Consider the following 18,057-nt stretch of genomic DNA (forward strand, 5'->3'; position numbering starts at 1 on the left):
CCGCGGACCCCCACACCGCCGACCGGCCTGGAGGCCACACCCTCATGCGCAGTTCCCCCACAACACGACAGTTCGCTCGCCTACTGATAGGCGCGCTGATCGCCTGCCTGGGTCTCACCCTGCTCACCCCCACCGGGCAGGCCACCCCGGCCGGGGCCAAGGACCTCAAACCGAGGTCGGCCCCCGCCCCGCAGCCGGCCACCCCCACCTCGGATGCCACCGCGCTCGCCCCCGACACCGCGCGAGCGATGAAGCCGACCATGCCCGTGGCCGACCGTCCACCGCTCCGCAGTATCAAGGATGCTGTCCGGCGCACCAAGAAGGCACCGAAGGCCGCGGCGGACTGCCGGGTCAGCGACTTCACCTCGAAGACCGGCAGCGCCCTGATCGAGCAGATCAAGGACGCGGAAACCACCTGCATCAACACGTTCTTCAACGTGACCGGTTCGAACGCCAAAGATCTCTTCCGTGAGGAACAGATGGTCACGGTGGCGGACGCGCTGCGCGATACAGCGGCCAACTACCCTGGCAACAACAGCACTTCGGCCGCCCAGGTGGTGCTCTACCTGCGTGCCGGGTACTACGTGCAGTGGAATCAGCCGGAAACCGTCGGCGACTACGGCCCGGCGCTGAAGAGCGCCATCCAGGGCGGCCTGGATGCCTTCTACGCCTCACCCCGCGCCTTCGACGTCAACGACGGCAACGGCGCCGTCCTGTCCGAGACGGTCACCCTGGTCGACAGCTCCGGGGAGAACGCCCGCTTCCTCAGCGTGGTCAAGCGCCTGCTCACCGGCTACGACTCCTCGTACGACAGCTCCTGGTCGATGGTCGCGGCGGTCAACAACACCTACACCATCCTGTTCCGCGGCCACCAGCTTCCGGACTTCGTGTCCGCCGTGCAGGCCGATCCGACCATCCTCACCGTGCTGCGCGACTTCGCCGTCGCCCACGACGCCCTGCTCGGCACCGACAAGGCCTACCTGACCAGCAACGCCGGGCGTGAGCTGGGACGCTTCCTGCAGCACGCGGCGCTCCAGCCCACCGTCAGCCCGCTGGCCAGGCAACTGCTCGACCGCAGCGAGATCACCGGGCGCACCGCCCCGCTCTGGATCGGCGTGGCCGAGATGACGGACGAGTACGACAAGGCCAACTGCTCGTCCTACGGCACCTGCGACCTGCAGGACCGGGTGCGCGAAGCCGTCCTGAAGGTCAAGCACACCTGCGGTCCGAGCCTGACGATCCTCGCCCAGCAGATGACCGACACCGAGCTGTCGGCCAGCTGCGACAGCCTCCTCAAGCAGGACGCCTACTTCCACGGCATCGTCAAGGACAACGGGCCGGTCAAGGACGACAACAACACCACCCTCGAAGTGGTCGCCTTCGACTCCAGCACCGACTACAAGACCTACGCCGGGGTCCTCTACGGCATCTCCACGGACAACGGCGGCATGTACCTCGAGGGCGACCCGGCCAAGGCCGGGAACCAGCCGCGCTTCATCGCCTACGAGGCGGAGTGGCTGCGCCCCGACTTCCAGATCTGGAACCTCAACCACGAGTACACCCACTACCTCGACGGCCGCTTCGACATGTACGGCGACTTCGCAGCGGGGACGACCACCCCGACCGTGGTGTGGGTGGAGGGCTTCGCCGAGTACATCTCCTACTCGTACCGAAACGTCACCTACGACAAGGCGATCACCGAGGCGGGCAAGAACACCTACAAACTCAGCCAGCTCGTCGACACCACGTACGACAACTCCGACACCACCCGGATCTACCAGTGGGGCTACCTGGCCATCCGCTACCTGATCCAGTCCCACCCCCAGGACGTGACCACCCTGCTCGGCCACTACCGCACCGGCGACTGGAACGCCGCCCGCACCCTGCTCACCAGCACCATCGGCACCAACTACGACGCCGACTTCGCAAGCTGGCTGAGCAAGTGCGCCGCCGGCGACTGCGACGCTGCCAAGAAAGCGGTAACAGTGGTGACGGTCAGCAACGAGTACTGACACAGGCGATCCCGGTGCCCCATCCGCAACAGGCGGGTGGGGCACCGGTCCGCTCAGCCGCCGCAAAAGGCCGTCTCTGCCCTGCCCACACCCGTCGCAGCCGTTCTAGCCACACATCGCAGGCGTCGGGGCGCATCCGTGTCCGGCCCGGCAGACCAGAGCAGACCTGATTGCCGCCCGATCACACAGCAGGACGCCCCGCGCGGTGCAATTGCCCGTTCCTCCAATGGCACAGCACCTGCCATGGAGAATCGACTGATCTATTGCAAATGAGAGGAGAATCGCCATACCGTATTGCACATGCAGTCCTACACCATCGGACAGGCGGCACGTCTGCTCGGCGTCAGTCCCGACACCGCGCGCCGCTGGGCGGATGCCGGCCGGATCGCGACCCACCGCGACGACGGCGGCCGCCGCCTCATCGACGGCCGCGATCTGGCCGCCTTCTCCGTCGAGGTCGCCCAAGGCGGCATCGGCGAGGAGGACTCCTGCTACACCTCCGCCCGCAACGCCTTCCCCGGCATCGTCACCGCCGTAAAGCTCGGCGACGTAGCCGCGCAGGTCGAGATCCAGGCAGGCCCGCACAGGCTCGTCTCACTCCTGACCCGCGAGGCCGTGGAGGAACTGGGGCTGGAGGTCGGCATGCAAGCCACCGCCCGCGTGAAGTCGACCAGCGTGCACATCGACCGCACCTGAACCCTCGGGCACCCAAGCGGCGTCGCCCGTCACCGGCGCGGCTCACCACCATCCGCTCGGACGGCACCAGCCGACCGCATCCCCAGGGAGTTCCACCCTCCATGTCCCTCACGTTCACCAGACGCCGCGCCGCCGCTGCGGTCCTGACTGCTGCGCTCCTCGTTCCGCTCTCGGCATGCGGCAACGACGACTCCGAGAAGGACACCGGCAGCGCGAAGGCCAGCGGGGCGGCCACCGGTGCTCCCCAGGCCAACTTGACGGTGCTGGCAGCAGTTTCGCTGACCGACGTGTTCAAGAAGGCCGGCGCGGCGTACGAGAAGAAGAACCCGGGCACGAAGATCACGTTCGCCTTCGCCGGCTCCCAGGAACTTGTCGCCCAGGTCAAGCAGGGTGCCCCGGCCGACGCCCTGGTCACCGCCGACACCAAGAGCATGAACGGCGTGAAGGCGGACGCCGCCACCTCGACCGTCATCGCCAGGAACCGCCTCGTCATCGCGACCGTCCAGGGCAACCCGCACAAGGTCGACGAACTGAAGGACCTCGCGGATTCGAAGCTGAAGGTTGTGCTCGCCGCCCCCGAGGTGCCGGCCGGCAAGTACAGCAAGAAGGTCCTCGACGCCCAGAAGATCGCCGTAAAGCCCGTCTCGCAGGAGCCGAACGTCCGGGCGGTACTGAGCAAGGTCGAGCTCGGCGAGGCCGACGCGGGTCTCGTCTACAAGACGGACGCCGAAGCGGCCCCCGACAAGGTCGACGCCGTCGAGATCCCCGACGCGCAGAACGCCATCGCCGAATACCCGGCCGCCGCGCTGAAGCAGTCCAAGAACGCCGAGGCCGCCGCCGCGTTCGTTGCGTGGCTGTCCACGCCCGAGGCGCAGAAGATCCTCCAGGACGCGGGATTCCAGAAGCCGTAGTCTCGGCGACTGGCGTGAGGGGGCTGTCCGTTCCGGGGGAGACGGACAGCCCCTTCCCTCATCCATCACCACGAAGCCCAGGGATCCCCGATGAAACGAATCCGCAGTCGCGCACCGGGCCCCGGCACGCCGATCGCCCTGGCGATCCCCGCGCTGCTCGCCATCGCGTTTCTGATGCTGCCCCTCATCGGGATCCTCGTCCGCACCCAGTGGGGCGAACTCGCGGACCATCTCACCACTCCGGGCACCACCGAGGCGCTGCGGCTGTCGCTGCTCGTCTCCCTCTGGGCTCTCGGGCTGTCCGTGGTCCTCGGCGTGCCGCTGGCGTGGCTGCTGGCACGTGTGCCGTTCCCGGGGAAGTCGCTCGTCCGGTCCCTCGTCCTGCTGCCCATGGTGCTGCCGCCCACGGTCGGCGGTGTCGCCCTGCTGCTCGCCTTCGGCCGCCGTGGACTGCTCGGCCCCTGGCTGGAGAGCACCTTCGGCATCACCCTGCCCTTCCACACATCCGGCGCGGTTGTCGCCGCTACGTTCGTGGCAATGCCGTTCCTCGTCATCAGCCTCGAAGGGGCACTGGGCGGGCTGCGTCCGAGGTACGAGGAGACTGCCGCGTCCCTCGGGGCCTCGCCGGTGCGGGTGTTCTTCACGGTCACGATGCCCATGGTCGCCCCCGGTCTCATCGCGGGAGCCGCCCTCACCTGGGCTCGGGCGCTGGGCGAGTTCGGCGCCACCATCACCTTCGCCGGCAACCTCCCCGGCACCACGCAGACGTTGCCTCTGAAGGTGTACCTGCTGCTCCAGGACGAGCCGGAGGCAGCGACATCGGTCTCTCTGCTGCTGCTAGCCATCGCGATGCTCGTACTCGTCGCGCTGCGCGGCCGCTGGGCCGGAACGCCCGCCGCCCGCAGGCACGTACCCGGACCCCCGGTGGACGAAGCCGAACCGGGTGTGGCCCCGGTCCCCGAGCCCGCCGACGAACAGCGCGCGGCTCCGCAGGAACTCTGGCCCCTGCACACCGAGGTCACCGGCTTCAACCGGCTCACCCTGGACGCCGAACCCGGCACCACCATCGCCGTCGTCGGCCCCAACGGCGCCGGAAAGACCACCCTGCTGCGCGCCCTCCTCGGCCTCACCCCACGCGCCCACGCCGAACTCCGGCTCGGCGGCACCGACGTCACCGCACTCCCCCCGCACCGCAGGGGCGTGGCCTGGGTCCCGCAGGACGGTGCCCTGTTCCCGCACATGAGCGCGCTGGCCAACACCGCCTACGGACTGCGCGCTCACGACGTCCCGTGCGCCGAGGCACGTCGCAGCGCCCAGGAGTGGCTCGACCGGCTCGGTGTCGGCCATCTCGCCCATCGCAAGCCGGCTCAGCTCTCCGGTGGTCAGGCCCAGCGTGTCGCGCTCGCCCGGGCCCTGGCCGCACGCCCCAGACTCCTCCTGCTCGACGAGCCGCTTGCCGCCCTCGACCAGACCACGCGCGCCCACGTCCGGCACACCCTGCGCCGTCATCTCGACGGTTTCGGCGGCGTCTGCCTGATCGTCACCCACGACCCCGTCGAAGCCGTCGCGCTCGCCGACCGGGTCCTCGTCCTCGACGACGGACGTGCCCTGCAGGACGCACCGCCCACCGAGGTCACTCGCCACCCCCGCTCCCCCTGGGTCGCCCGCATGCTCGGCCGCAACGCCTGGCCCGGCACCGCAACCGCCGAAGGCATCCAACTCACCGGCGGCGGCACGCTCGTCGTGGCGGACCCGCTCCCGGCCGGCATCGGCGCCCTCGCGATCATCGCTCCCGAAGCCGTCGCGGTGCACCGTGACAAGCCCAGCGGCAGCCCTCGCAACGTGTGGCCCGGCACCGTACGGGAGATCACCACCAGCGGGAGCCGGCTACGTGTCCTCATCACGTCGCAGCAGGCGCCGGACCTCGTCGCCGAGATCACCCCGCAGGCCGCCGCCGAACTCGGCCTCGCCGAGGGCACGCCCGTCTGGACCAGCGTCAAAGCGACTGAAGCAACCGTCGTGGCGCTCTGAGCCGATCACGCCGCACGCGAACCGGGCGGACGACGGCCAGATGCCCCGGCGGGAACCGGCGCCCGCTCCTGCTCGACCGGCGCGGATCAGTACACGTCGCGGACATACCGCTTGTCGGCGGCGAGCTGCTTGACGTACAGAGCCGCCGCGTCCGGATCGAGACCACCGTGGGCGACGGCGATGTCGCGCAGCGCCTGGTCGACGTCCTTGGCCATCCTCGCGGCATCGCCGCAGACGTAGAAGTGTGCGCCGCCCTGGAGCCATGACCAGAGCTGCGGACCGTGTTCGCGCATCCGGTCCTGGACGTAGATCTTGGCGCGCTGATCGCGCGAGAAAGCGGTGTCGAGGCGGGTGAGTATGCCGTCGGCGAGGAAGGCGGTCAGCTCGTCCTCGTAGTAGAAGTCGGTGGCGCGGTGCTGTTCGCCGAAGAAGAGCCAGTTGGGGCCTCGGTGGCCACGGGCCCGGCGTTCCTCGAGGAAGCCGATGAAGGGAGCCACTCCGGTCCCGGGGCCGACCATCACCGTGGGGGTGTCGGCATCGGCGGGAGGCCGGAAGTGCGGGGAGCGCTGGACGAAGACCGGCACCGGGGTGTCAGCGGCGGCGTCGGCGAGGAACGGCGAGCACACGCCCTTGCGGGGGCGGCCGTTCAGGCTCTCGTACCGGACCACGGAGACGGTCAGCGACACCTGGTGGGGGTCGGTGAGCGGGCTGGACGATATGGAATACAGGCGGGGTAGCAGGCGGGTGAGGACGCCGGTCCACTCCTGCGGGGTGGCACGGACGGGGTGTTCGGTGATGACGTCGACGGCTTGGCGGCCCCAGGACCACTGGGCGAGTTCGCCTCTGTTGTCGGGGCGCAGCAGCTTCTTCAGCTCACGGTCGCCGGTGCGCTCGGTGACGAAGCCCAGCAGGGCGGGGCTGAGCTTGGTGATGTCCAGGTGCCGGCGCAAGGCGTCGGTCAGGGAGACTTCGCCGATACCGGCGATGTCGACGGCGGCGGCAGGGTCAAGACCGGTGACGGCCAGCCATTCGGTGACGAGATCAGGGCAGTTGACGGGGTGCACGCCGAGAGCGTCACCGGCCTCGTAGGCGAGCGGAGTCCCGCTTTCCGAGATGTCGAAGGTGAACCGGCGGACCTCCTTGCCCGCTCCGGGGAGGCTGAGGAGCCGATTGCCGGTCAGCCGGGCAGCGACGGGGGCCGGCTTGGCGCTGCGGACGGGTGCGGCAGGCGGGGCGGCAGCGGGGCCGGTCCCCGGCTGTGCGGTGAGGTTGGTGAGGATCCGGTCGAGCCATGCCTGGGCCGAGGGCTCGTAGTCGGGTTCGCAGTCGGTGCGCGGGAGCAGGCGTACGGCCCCCAGCTCGTCCAGCCGCTGGTCCAGGCGGCGTCCGTGACCGCAGAAGTCGTCGTACGAGGAGTCTCCGAAGGCCAGGATCGCGTACCGCCTGCCGTCCATGCGCGGTGTGTCGGCAGCTGTCAGGGCGTCCCAGAACCCGGATCCGTTGTCGGGTGCGTCGCCGTCACCGAAGGTGCTGGTGATCAACAGCAGGTCGGCGGCGGGAGGGAGGGACCCGGGGTCCGTGTCGTCCATGCCGATGAGCGCGGCACGGTGTCCGGTTGCGGTCAGCCGGTCGGCGGTGGCCGCCGCGAACTCCTCGGCATTGCCGGTCTGCGAGGCCCACAGCACGATCACCTCACGGCCCTGGGAAGTGGCTTGCCCCGTCGGCTCTTCGGTCTGCGGGGCACGCGAGTACATGCCGGCGAGAACGCCGTTCACCCACCGCGCGTGCTCCTTGCTGAACGGCGAACCGGCCGGCAGCACGGGAACGCCGGGCGCGCCTGATCCCAGTCCGGCCAGGAAGCCGACCAGGTACTGGCGTTCGTGCTCGGCGAGCACAGGCGGTGGCGTGCTCTCAAGCCCGAAGACCGAGGCCGCGCCGGGCTGGACGGTGGTCGGCACGATCACCGCCGGCTCCGCGACCGGGATGTCGGGGGTCGACGGAGTCACGGCTGCCGGTGCGGCCACCTTCGCCAGTGTCACCGCGCACACCTTGAACTCGGGCTGGAAGGAGATCGGATCGAAGGCGTCGCTGGTCACCGCATTGATACTCAGGTACTCCCCGAAGAGGTCATTCCAGTGGAACGGCGCGAAGCAGCACCCCGGCCGCACCCGGTCGGTCACCACGGCCGGCAGCACGGCCCGGCCGCGCCGGGACGCGATCTCGACCGAGTCGCCCTCCACGATCCCCAGCCGTCCGGCGTCCTCGGGGTGGAGCTCGACGAACGGCGTCGGGTTGAGCTTGTTGAGCTTGGCGACCTTTCCGGTCTTGGTGAGGGTGTGCCATTGGTGCTGGAGCCGCCCGGTGTTGAGGACGAACGGGTAGTCGTCGTCGGGCATTTCGGCGGCCGGAATGTGCGGGCGGGCGAAGAAGACCGCGCGGCCGCTCGCCGTCGGGAACACGGGACCGCCGTCCTTTGCCAGGTAGCGGATGGGGTTGCGGTCGGGGCCTTCGGCACTCGCGGCGGGCCACTGCACCGATGTGGTGCGCAGCCGTTGGTAGGTCACTCCCCGCAGGTCGTACCCGGTCTTCGGGTTCGCGGCGCGCTTGATCTCCTCGAAGATCTCCTCGGCACTGTCGTAGGAGAAGGCACGTTCGTAACCCATGGCGCAGGCGATACGCGCGATGATCCGCCAGTCCGCCATCGCCTCCCCCGGCGGGTCCAGGGCCGGCTGTGCAAGGGTGAGGTTGCGTTCGCTGTTGATCAGCACGCCCTCGGTCTCGGCCCACAGAGCCCCGGGCAGCACGACGTCGGCGTAGGCGTTGGTCTCGGTCTCGGCGAACACGTCCTGAGTGATGACGAGTTCGGCCCGCTCCAGCCCTTCGATGACGGTCCTGCGGTTGGCGACCGAGGCGACGGGATTGGTGCAGATGATCCAGCAGGCTCTGATGTCGCCGTCGGCCATTCGCTGGAACATTTCGACGGTGCCCTTGCCGGATCCGTCCTTGCGCAGCGTGCCGGGCTCGATGTTCCACAGCTCCTCGACGAAGGCACGGTCCTCGTCGACCAGCACCGACCGCTGTCCGGGCAGCCCGGGGCCCATGTAGCCCATCTCGCGACCGCCCATGGCGTTGGGCTGGCCGGTGAGCGAGAACGGGCCGCTGCCCGGGCGGCATATCGCGCCGGTCGCCAGGTGCAGATTGATCAGGGCGTTGGTGTTCCAGGTGCCATGGGTGGACTGGTTGAGCCCCATGGTCCAGCAGCTCGTCCACTCCCCCGCGGTGCCGATCCACTCCGCCGCCGAGCGGATGTCGGCCTCTGGGATGCCGGTGATCTCGGCGACGGTCGCGGGCGGGTAGTCGGCGAGGAATTCCGGCATCGCCTCCCAGCCTTCGGTGCGCTCCGCGATGAAGCCGGCGTCCGTGTGCCCGTTCTCGTGCAGGAGGTGCAGGAGGCCGTTGAGCAGAGCCAGGTCGGTTCCCGGTTTGATCTGCAGGAAGAGGTCCGCCTTGTCGGCGGTGGCGGTGCGCCGGGGGTCGACGACGATCAGCTTGGCTCCCGCCTTCACCCGCTCCATCAGCCGCAGGAAGAGGACCGGGTGGCAGTCGGCCATGTTCGAGCCGATGACGAAGAAGACATCCGCAAGCTCGAAGTCCTGATAGGAGCCGGGCGGGCCGTCGGCGCCGAGGGAGAGCTTGTAGCCGCTGCCGGCACTGGCCATGCACAGTCGGGAGTTGGACTCGATCTGGTTGGTGCGGACAAAGCCCTTGGCCAGCTTGTTCGCCAGGTACTGGGCCTCCAGGCTCATCTGCCCGGACACATAAAGAGCGAAGGCGTCGGGCCCGTGCTCGTCGATGATGGTCCGCAGCCTCTGCGCCGTGCTGGTGATCGCCTCGTCCACACCGGCGGGTATCGGCTCGGCCCCGCGCTCGGTGCGCACGAGTGCGGTGGTCAGCCGGCCGGGGGCAGCGAGCATGTCGGCCGTTGTCGCGCCCTTGGTGCACAGCCGGCCGAACCCGGCCGGGTGTGCCTTGTCGCCCGACGCCTTGAGCACCTTGCGGCGGCCGTCCGGGCCCGACCCAATGTCGAGAACCATCCCGCAGCCCACACCGCAGTACGAGCAGACCGTCCGAACCTGGGCGCAACCGGTCTGCGACTCCTGTGTGGTCACCGGGTGGCCTCTCTGTGGATCGGATCGTGCCCCGACGGTACGAAACGCCCATTACGCCGGTGTGACCTCGGCCGATCATGGACGGTAACGCCCGTCACACACGCGCAGGGCCAGCACTGTGAGATCGAGCAGAATCCCGCATGTGCCGCGCCGCGTACCACCGTGGCGGCCCGTCGTCGAGTGCGGGCGGCGCATGGCTCAAACGGCGGCGCCGATGGCCACCGGCAGATGGGCCAGGCGCCACTCGAGCATCCCGTCAGCCAGCCGTACCGCTTGCCGGCCGCGGGCGCTGAGCATCCGTACGGCGTCGTGGGCAAGGACGCAGTACTCGCCGCGGCAATAGGCGACGACCTCGATGTCGGTGGGCAACTCCGCAATCCGGTCGGCGAGTTCTCCCACCGGGATGGAGAGGGCGCCGGGAATGTGGCCGGCCGCGTACTCCTCGGCCGGGCGGACGTCGAGGACGACGATCTCGCCCGCCCGGGCGCGCTCCAGCAGTTCCTCGCGTCCCACCCCTTCTGCCTCGCCGGTGCCGAGGTAGGCGGCGCGGGCAGTCTCGACGCCCGCCTGATGGGTGTGGGCGACCTGGCGCAGCAGGGCACAGAGGGCGGCGACGTCCTCCCCGGCCAGTCGGTAGTGGATGCGTACGCCTTCGCGGCGGGTGGCGACCAGTCCGGCCTGCTTGAGGGTCTGCAGATGCGCGGACGCGGTGGTCAGGTTCAGACCGGCCGCCTTCGCCAGGGCGTCGACGGTGCGCTCGCCCTGCGCCAGCAGATCGAGCAGTTCCAGACGCTTTCCGCTGGCCAGAGCCTTACCGGTGTGAGCGAAGGCGTCGTACAGCGCCGACTTGCGGGTGGCATCTCCCATGGCATCCTCCATAAATCCATGGAATATTGTATCTGTGTGCGAGTGCTGTGACCACTCAGCCACTGCCGCGACACCTGGAGGACCTCATGGCTTTCGCCGACGACCACCTGACACCCCTGGTCGATGAAGGCCTGGGCAACAGCAGCTATCTCCTCGACCTGGGCGACGGGCGGGCCCTGGCCGTGGATGCGAGCCGGGACCTGCGCGCCCTGCGTCGGGCCGCCGAGCGGCGAGGCCTGACGATCGCGTACGCCGCCGACACCCATCTGCACGCCGACTTCCTCACCGGCGCGCTCCAGCTCGCCGCCGATGACGGCGCGAGGGTGCTGGCCTCCGCATCAGGCCGTCGCGCCTTCCCGCACACTCCGCTCGCCGACGGCGACGAGACCGACCTGGGCGGCCTGACACTGCGGGCGCTGGCCACGCCCGGGCACACCGACGAGCATCTGTCCTTCCTGCTGCTGGACGGTGCCCGTGAGTTGGGTGTGTTCACCGGCGGATCGCTGATCGTCGGCTCGGTCGCCCGCACCGATCTGCTCGGCGCCGGCCGTGCCGAGGAGCTGGCCCATGCGCAGTACCGCTCCCTCAAGCGCCTGGCCGAGCTGCCGGATGCGACAGCGGTGTGGCCGACTCATGGTGCGGGTTCCTTCTGCTCCGCCCCGCCCGGTGCCGATCGCACCACCACCATCGGCGCCCAGAAGCGAACCAACGCGTTGCTCGTCGCGTCGGACGAGGACGATTTCGTACGGGAGCTGCTCGGAAGTCTCGGCTCCTATCCGGCGTACTTCGACCGCCTGGGCGAGATCAACCGTCGCGGGCCCACGGTCATCGGCTCCCCCACGCTCGCGACGCTCCCCGTGGCCGAGGTCCGCACGCTGCTCGGCCAGGGCGCCCAACTCATCGACGTGCGCCCCGCCGCGGACTTCGCCGACGGCCACATCCCCGGCGCGATCTCCATCCCGCTGAGGGCTCAGTTCGCCACCTGGCTGGGCTGGCTCCTGCCCGACGACACCCCACTCGTCTTCGTCGCGGGGCCGGAGCAGAACCTGGCCGACATCGCCTGGCAGGCCCTCAAGATCGGATACGAGCGCCTGGCCGGGCATCTCGACGGCGGCATGGCTGCCTGGACGGCCGAGGGCGGCCGGCAGGAAAGCATCGAACTGGTCACCGCCGACCGCATCGCGGACCGGCCGGTGCTGGACGTCCGGCAGACGGCCGAACACACCTCAGGTCATATCGCGGGCTCAGTCCACATCGAACTCGGCCGACTGATGGAATTCAGTGACCAGGCGCCTCGGAGCGCTGTCGTGGCATGCGGGCACGGCGAGCGCGCCATGACCGCTGCCAGCCTGCTGCAGCGCGCCGGCCACCAGGATCTCGCCGTCCTCGACGGCGGTCCTGCCGACTGGTCCAAGGCCACCGGACGCCCGCTGGAGAAGACCGCGTGACGAGCCGGACCACCACCGACGGCATACGTCTTGGACTGCGTGCCAATCTGGCCCAGTTCAGCCTGCTCGTCGTGGTCAACGCCCTGGTCGGCGGCATGCTCGGCCAGGAGCGCACGGTCCTGCCGCTGCTGGCCGACGATGTCTTCCACCTGTCCGCCTACACCTCCGCGCTGACCTACATCCTTGCCTTCGGCGCCACCAAGGCCGTCACCAACTTCTTCGCCGGCACCTGGTCCGACCGCTACGGCCGCAAGCCCGTACTGATCGCCGGGTGGCTGATCGCCATGCCGATACCCGCGATGCTCGCCTGGGGGCCAACCTGGAGCTGGATCATCGCCGCCAACATCCTGCTGGGCATCAGTCAGGGCCTGACCTGGTCCACCACGGTCATCATGAAGATCGACCTCGTCGGCCCGGAACGACGCGGCCTGGCCATGGGACTCAACGAAGCCGCCGGGTATGGCGCCGTCGCCGCAACCGCCATGGCCACCGGCGCCATCGCCGAACACGCAGGACTGCGACCGGAGCCGTTCCTGCTCGGCGCCTCCTACGTCGTCCTGGGAGTGGGCCTTTCCGCCTTCGTGGTACGCGAGACCCGCGGCCATGCCCGCTTCGAAGCCGCCCGCCACGTCACCCCTGTCGGCAGCGAGCACGACGGGGAACTGACCACGGGCCAGATCGCCCGCCTCACGAGCCTCAGCGACAAGGCGCTGTCCGCCGCCAGCCAGGCCGGCCTGGTCAACAACCTGAACGACGCCCTGGCCTGGGGCATCTTCCCCCTGCTCTTCGCCGCCAACGGCCTGTCCGTCGCCCAGATCGGTGTCCTCGCCGCCCTCTATCCCGCCGTGTGGGGCGCGGGGCAGATGCTCACCGGCTGGTGGTCCGACCACATCGGCCGCAAACACCTGATCACCGCCGGGATGCTGCTGCAGGCCGCCGCCATCGGGCTCGTGGCCGCCGGGACAACGTTCGGCGTCTGGGCCACCGCCCAAGTCCTCCTCGGCATCGGCACCGCTCTGGTCTACCCCACGCTGCTCGCCGTCATCGGCGACGTCGCCCACCCCGCCTGGCGCGCACGTGCCGTCGGCGTGTACCGCCTGTGGCGCGACGGAGGTTTCGCCGTCGGAGCCCTCCTCGCCGGAGTTCTCGCCGACGCTTACGGCCTGACCACCGCGATCTGGGCCATCGCCGCTCTCACCGCAGCCTCCGGCCTCCTCGTCGCGGTGCGTATGTACGAGACACACCCCCGCACGTGATCACCGCCTGCCCAGCAGTGGGCCGGTGTGTGCTGGAAGGTCAAGGCGTACTCACCGGCGGACGGCTGGAGATCCACCATGTCCAGGATGGCCTGGAAGGACTCCTTGCAGCGGCCGAGCGGGGTCAGCGCGTCCCCCAGCACTCCGTGTGCGGCCGCACTGTACGGGTTGGCGGCGAGTGCTACGACTCACGAGACACGGCGGACCTCACCACCACCAAGGGCACGGACCTTGACCGGAAGTGATCACTCGTCTGCACAGCGGTCCGCCAGGATCCCCCGCCTGCACGCCATGGCGCCGCCACGGTCTCTCGCCGCCAGCGTCAAGTGAGATGACGATCCATCAGGGCGTGCGTCAGGTGTGCCGAATTTACGTCAGGGCGTCGCCCATTACGTCCACGACTCGTGTCGCGCACAGCGACCTCGCCGCACCGACCGGCCAGCCGAAGCGTGTCCGCCCGCGCTTCCGATCCAGTTGAATGAGACGCATGGGGACCACACTTGGATTCGCCGAGGACGAGCTGCGACGACTTGCGGGATCGAAGTCGTTCGAGCGGGGTCTTGGTTATCTTTCCTCCGTGTCCACGCTGGAGATCGGAGAGTCGGAAATCACGGCGACCGTCGACGGCACCGACGCTTACGAGGTCGAACTGACGGAGCACGAGGACGGCCTCACCGGATGGTGCTCCTGCCCATACGGGCAGGAGGGCAACTTCTGCAAGCACTGCGTGGCGGTGGGCCTGACCGTCCTGCGACAAGCGGAGTCGGTGCCCCGGCAACGGGCTGCCGCCGCGTCCCGCGGTCGACAGCTCGACGCCTGGCTGGAATCGCTTACCCGGGACGAACTCCTTTCCCTGGTACGGGAGCACCTCGCAGGCGACCGCTGCGTGCGCCGCCGCCTCGAACTGCGGGCGGCGACCGCCGGGGGCGATCCCGGCGCGGTACGCGAGCGCGTCCTGGGCCTGCTCGACACCCGGCCCTTCGCCCGGTACGGCTACGTCGAATATGCGGACGCCCGTGCGTACGGGCTCCAGGCCGCGGAGGCCGTCGCCGCGCTGCGCACCTGGATGGGGACGGGCCGGGCGGCGGAGGCCGTGGAGGTGGCCCGGGAGGCCATCGCGGCCTTGGGCCGGACCTACGGCGAGATCGACGACTCGGACGGCGTCATCGGCGATGTGGCGACCGGACTGGCCGAGGTGCACCTGGACGCCTGCCGGGCGGCCCGCCCCGACGTGGCGCGGACAGCCGAGTGGCTGGTGGACCACCTCCTGGGCGACCTGAACGACGCCACCGACATCGCCCTGTCGGACTACGAGGAGGTACTGGGCGAGGCGGGCATGACTCGGGCGCACGAACTGGTGGTCGCAGCCTGGCGCGCCAACCCGAAGGGCTGGGCGGAGAAGTACCTCATGGAGCAGCTGATGACGGCAGAAGGCAGCGTCGACGCGCTGATCGCCGTCCACGCGGCCGACCTCTCCCCGACCGGCGCCACGCACCTGCTGATCGCCCAGGAACTGGAGCGGGCTGACCGCCGGGCCGATGCCCTGGAATGGGCGGAGCGCGGTTTGCGAGAGGCCGATCTTGACCAAGGCCCGGACAGCCGCCTGGTGGATTTCGTCTGCGAGCGCTACACCCGGGCCGGCCGCCCGGCCGAAGTGGTCGCGGTCCGCCGCGACGTACTCCTGCGGCGCCGTTCCCTCGCCGCGTACCAGGATCTGCGTACGGCGGCCCGCGCGGCCAACTGCTGGGACGAGACCGAGCGGGTCCGCGCCCTGGACACGCTGCGAGCCGACGCCCGCCGAAAGAGCCTCGTCCATTCGGGCTCGGCCTTGGTCGACGCCCTGCTGGACGATGACGACCACGACGCGGCATGGGAGGCGGCGGCCGAAGGTTACGCCGACGGCCACCAGTGGCTCACCCTCGCCGACCGCGTCCGCGACGGCCGCCCCGCCGACGCCCTGGCCGTGTACCTGCGCCGGATCGGCCCGCTGCTCACGCAGACCGGCGACGCCGCGTACGAGCACTTGACCGAGCTTCTGCTCAGTGCCCGCGCCTGCCACCGCACCCTGGGCACACAGGACGCGTTCGCTGCCTACATGGCCGCCCTGCGCACCGACCAGAAACGCAAGCGCAAGCTGATGGCGCTGCTCGACCGGCACGGGTTGTAGCCCGCGATCTCCCCCAGAGCTGCACACCGCCGGACGGCCTGGCCGGGCAGCTCTCCAGTGGTCCGCGCCCCACCGCTCCGCCGAGGAGGGGATGTCCGCACCGTTCCTAATCAGTGAGCAGGAGTGAGTCTTGGACCCATGACTGGTCACTGCGGCCATCCCGAACGGTTTTGGATGTCCTGCTCGCCCGCGTACTCGCCGCGTCCGGCAGCACGGATCGTGTCCGTGGTCCGGGGATGCGGGGGCGGGGTCCCTCACGCCCGGGGGCACGCCGGTCGGCCTGGACGGTCCGATGCCCGTGCACATCGCTCTGGTATGCACGGGGCGGTGTCGTCCGTCGCCGGATCGGGTGCCCCTGGGCGCGTCGTCCGATCGCGATGCTCGCCGCATCGTGCCGGGTGGTCTTACGGGTGGGGCCGGCCATCGGCTTTTGCCAGTGCTGGGCGCCCCACTTGCTGGTGTAGGCGGGGTCCACGGTGGTGATCGCGATACCTGTGGCGTCGGCCATGGAGGTCAGCCGGGCGCGGAGCCTGCCGGTCGGCATGCCGGAGATGAGCTGCCGGAATCGGCGCTTGCGTCCGTGCTTCTCTCTGGTTTTCTCGGCCTGGAAGTCGAGGTCTTCGACCGCGATGGCCTTGACGCCGCAGCTCTTGGCCCAGTTCAGCAGCCGGGTGAGGGCGTGCCGTACTTGGGCGTCGCGGTGCTGGGCGTTGCCGGACAGGTCGTAGGAGAAGCGGCGCGGCCGGCCCATCGGGTTGCCGTGAGTGTCCAAGCGCCATGCGGCGAGGTGGTCGGCGTTGGTGTCCACGCCGATCACGCCATCGGCGAGGGCGGCTTGGAGTGGGATGGTCTTGGCGGGTGGGATCTGCCAGGAGGCGTCCATGTACCAGCGCCCGCGCCCCGTGTCGTAGTGGATGCGGTAGGCCACGGCCCGGTTGGCCTCCACGCGGTCGGCCCACTCCTGCCCCCGGTGAGGGAAGCGTACCTGCGCAGTGAGTACGTACCGGCCGTGCTTGGCGTTCGCCAGGTCGGCGAGCGGGGCCGGGATCTTGATCGATACTTCGCCGTGGGGCGTGATGCGGATCGTCTCGTTGCCGAACCTTTTCCCCGACTCGCCGTCCGCCTGGAGGAACCAGCGCTCGGCTTCCCACCGCCGGCGCCACTGGGTCTCGGTGAGCTGCGCCGTGTCGAGGTTGTGGCGGGTTCCCAGCAGACGTTTACCGCCACGCACGACATGCACCCGGCCCGCTTCCCGGTCGGCCCGAACCTGTTCGAGGCGGTCCTCCAGTACATGCAGGCGGCGTGTTTTGTGGAACCACTCGTGCGCGGAGCGGTAGCCGCCCGGAGCCCGCTTGGTGCCTTTCTGTCCGACCGGCAGCGACAGCCGGTGACGGATCGTCGTGATACCGGCTTCGAGGGACTGCACGTGTGCGGCCTGGCCGCGCAGGGCGAGCGCCCACTGGTCATGCGTGGCCTTCGTGATCGACCCGGCCCACCTGGACGACGACTCGGCCGTCAGGTCCCTCTTACGGGCCGCCCATGACTCGGTGGAGTGCTCCGGGCCGTCCATGCAACGCGCTTTGAGGTCCTTCGAGGCGAGCGAGCCCAGGTGCACCCCCACCAAGCGCAGAACCTTCTCATCCTCGGGCGTGAGGTCCTTCAGCCGGGTACGTACCGCCACACCGGACGGGCCGAGAGCGACGAACGGCGCGGCGATCGGGCGGAGGTCAGCCACGCCTGGCGGCCTCCAGTGCCTTGCGGGCGCGGTTCTTCGCCGACCTGCGCCCGTACAGGCGGGCGCAGAACGAGGTCAGTACCTCCACCATGTCCCGCACCAGGTCGTCTTCGACCTCGCCGTCGTCCAGGACCAGCAGGCGACGGCCCGTCGCGGACAAAGCGGCCTCGACAAGCTCGACGTTCATCCGGCCGAGCCTGTCCTTGTGCTCCACCACCACGCAGGTCACGTGCGGGTCGGCCAGCAGACGCCGGGCCTTGGAACGGCAGCCGTTCATCCCGGAAGCGATCTCCGCCTCGACACGAACAACTCGGTGACCGGCCTTCGCTGCCCACGCGCAGAGCCGAGCGACCTGGCGTTCCAGATCGGTCTTCTGATCGTGCGAGGACACACGGGCATACAGGCCCAGCCCGCCGATGGCCTCGGACGTGGTGTTCGCGTCGATGTTCACCAGGACCGTGCGTGGCCCGACCCGCTGAGCCGGTACCGGCAACGTCCCCTCACGGAACCAGCGATACGCGGTCTGCGGATGCACGCCCTGCGTCTTCGCCCATTCCGTCAGATTCACGCTCCGACAACGACACTCACCCATACATGGTTTACGCTCACCTACCCGACTTCGAGGACCAGCAGGTAGAGACCCCTGCCCCCCGGACCCGACTGAGCGGCCTCGCCCGACCACGAGCCGGACATCATCCGACTACGCCGTCCTGGACCAAGATTGTGCACTGTGGTGAATTCAGTCGCTGCTCCTGCTGGTCGTAG

The 18,057-nt window shown here is 69.6% G+C and carries 12 protein-coding genes; 8 read left to right on the plus strand and 4 right to left on the minus strand.

What is annotated here, in order from left to right; all coding sequences use genetic code 11:
• Positions 1-44: 44 nt before the first annotated feature.
• The 4 genes from FBY35_RS08615 to FBY35_RS08630 all read left to right on the plus strand — a co-directional run bounded on the left by FBY35_RS08615 (position 45) and on the right by FBY35_RS08630 (position 5,650).
• Positions 45-2,012: a collagenase gene (locus tag FBY35_RS08615; protein ID WP_142213208.1), complete on the plus strand. Its 1,968-nt coding sequence runs from the start codon at positions 45-47 to the stop codon at positions 2,010-2,012.
• A gap of 300 nt (positions 2,013-2,312) precedes the next feature.
• Complete coding sequence (locus FBY35_RS08620; protein WP_142213209.1) at positions 2,313-2,708, plus strand: molybdopterin-binding protein; 396 nt, start codon at positions 2,313-2,315, stop codon at positions 2,706-2,708.
• 101 nt (positions 2,709-2,809) lie between these two features.
• Complete coding sequence (gene modA / locus FBY35_RS08625) at positions 2,810-3,619, plus strand: molybdate ABC transporter substrate-binding protein (protein WP_142213210.1); 810 nt, start codon at positions 2,810-2,812, stop codon at positions 3,617-3,619.
• A 90-nt stretch (positions 3,620-3,709) separates the two neighbouring features.
• Complete coding sequence (locus FBY35_RS08630; RefSeq protein WP_142213211.1) at positions 3,710-5,650, plus strand: ABC transporter permease; 1,941 nt, start codon at positions 3,710-3,712, stop codon at positions 5,648-5,650.
• 86 nt (positions 5,651-5,736) lie between these two features.
• Here the strand turns inward: FBY35_RS08630 and FBY35_RS08635 are convergent, their stop codons facing one another.
• Positions 5,737-9,744: a molybdopterin-dependent oxidoreductase gene (locus FBY35_RS08635; RefSeq protein ID WP_399208359.1), complete on the minus strand. Its 4,008-nt coding sequence runs from the start codon at positions 9,742-9,744 to the stop codon at positions 5,737-5,739.
• A gap of 273 nt (positions 9,745-10,017) precedes the next feature.
• Positions 10,018-10,686, minus strand: a complete 669-nt coding sequence (locus FBY35_RS08640; RefSeq protein ID WP_142213213.1) for a metalloregulator ArsR/SmtB family transcription factor — start codon at positions 10,684-10,686, stop codon at positions 10,018-10,020.
• 86 nt (positions 10,687-10,772) lie between these two features.
• Here FBY35_RS08640 and FBY35_RS08645 point away from each other — a divergent pair, with 86 nt between their 5' ends.
• From FBY35_RS08645 to FBY35_RS08660, 4 genes are all read left to right on the plus strand, one after another.
• Positions 10,773-12,134: a rhodanese-like domain-containing protein gene (locus FBY35_RS08645; RefSeq protein WP_222123121.1), complete on the plus strand. Its 1,362-nt coding sequence runs from the start codon at positions 10,773-10,775 to the stop codon at positions 12,132-12,134.
• A complete protein-coding gene (locus FBY35_RS08650; RefSeq protein ID WP_222123122.1) occupies positions 12,131-13,390 on the plus strand; it encodes an MFS transporter in 1,260 nt (419 codons plus the stop codon). The genes FBY35_RS08645 and FBY35_RS08650 overlap by 4 nt, the downstream gene beginning before the upstream one ends.
• A gap of 29 nt (positions 13,391-13,419) precedes the next feature.
• The gene (locus FBY35_RS08655; protein ID WP_142213215.1) at positions 13,420-13,635 is read left to right on the plus strand and encodes a hypothetical protein; all 216 of its coding nucleotides are present in this window, start codon (positions 13,420-13,422) and stop codon (positions 13,633-13,635) included.
• 242 nt (positions 13,636-13,877) lie between these two features.
• Positions 13,878-15,557: an SWIM zinc finger domain-containing protein gene (locus FBY35_RS08660; RefSeq protein WP_142213216.1), complete on the plus strand. Its 1,680-nt coding sequence runs from the start codon at positions 13,878-13,880 to the stop codon at positions 15,555-15,557.
• A gap of 106 nt (positions 15,558-15,663) precedes the next feature.
• On the opposite strand, the gene FBY35_RS08665 is transcribed toward FBY35_RS08660, so the two are convergent.
• Positions 15,664-17,292 carry an IS200/IS605 family element transposase accessory protein TnpB gene (locus tag FBY35_RS08665; protein WP_142213217.1) on the minus strand — a complete coding sequence of 543 codons (1,629 nt, stop codon included), beginning with the start codon at positions 17,290-17,292 and terminating at the stop codon, positions 15,664-15,666.
• Positions 17,285-17,860, minus strand: a complete 576-nt coding sequence (locus FBY35_RS08670) for an IS607 family transposase (RefSeq protein ID WP_142213218.1) — start codon at positions 17,858-17,860, stop codon at positions 17,285-17,287. The genes FBY35_RS08665 and FBY35_RS08670 overlap by 8 nt, the downstream gene beginning before the upstream one ends.
• Positions 17,861-18,057 lie beyond the last annotated feature (197 nt).

Origin of the sequence: Streptomyces sp. SLBN-118, from assembly GCF_006715635.1 — a bacterium.
Taxonomy (GTDB): domain Bacteria; phylum Actinomycetota; class Actinomycetes; order Streptomycetales; family Streptomycetaceae; genus Streptomyces.

Bases quoted from the DNA above. Each gene is read 5' to 3' on its own strand.
- FBY35_RS08630 (WP_142213211.1), top strand. From the start codon at position 3,710: ATGAAACGAATCCGCAGTCGCGCACCGGGCCCCGGCACGCCGATCGCC.
- FBY35_RS08660 (WP_142213216.1), top strand. From the start codon at position 13,878: ATGGGGACCACACTTGGATTCGCCGAGGACGAGCTGCGACGACTTGCG.
- FBY35_RS08635 (WP_399208359.1), bottom strand. From the start codon at position 9,744: ATGGTTCTCGACATTGGGTCGGGCCCGGACGGCCGCCGCAAGGTGCTC.
- FBY35_RS08645 (WP_222123121.1), top strand. From the start codon at position 10,773: ATGGCTTTCGCCGACGACCACCTGACACCCCTGGTCGATGAAGGCCTG.
- FBY35_RS08620 (WP_142213209.1), top strand. From the start codon at position 2,313: ATGCAGTCCTACACCATCGGACAGGCGGCACGTCTGCTCGGCGTCAGT.
- modA (WP_142213210.1), top strand. From the start codon at position 2,810: ATGTCCCTCACGTTCACCAGACGCCGCGCCGCCGCTGCGGTCCTGACT.
- FBY35_RS08615 (WP_142213208.1), top strand. From the start codon at position 45: ATGCGCAGTTCCCCCACAACACGACAGTTCGCTCGCCTACTGATAGGC.
- FBY35_RS08640 (WP_142213213.1), bottom strand. From the start codon at position 10,686: ATGGGAGATGCCACCCGCAAGTCGGCGCTGTACGACGCCTTCGCTCAC.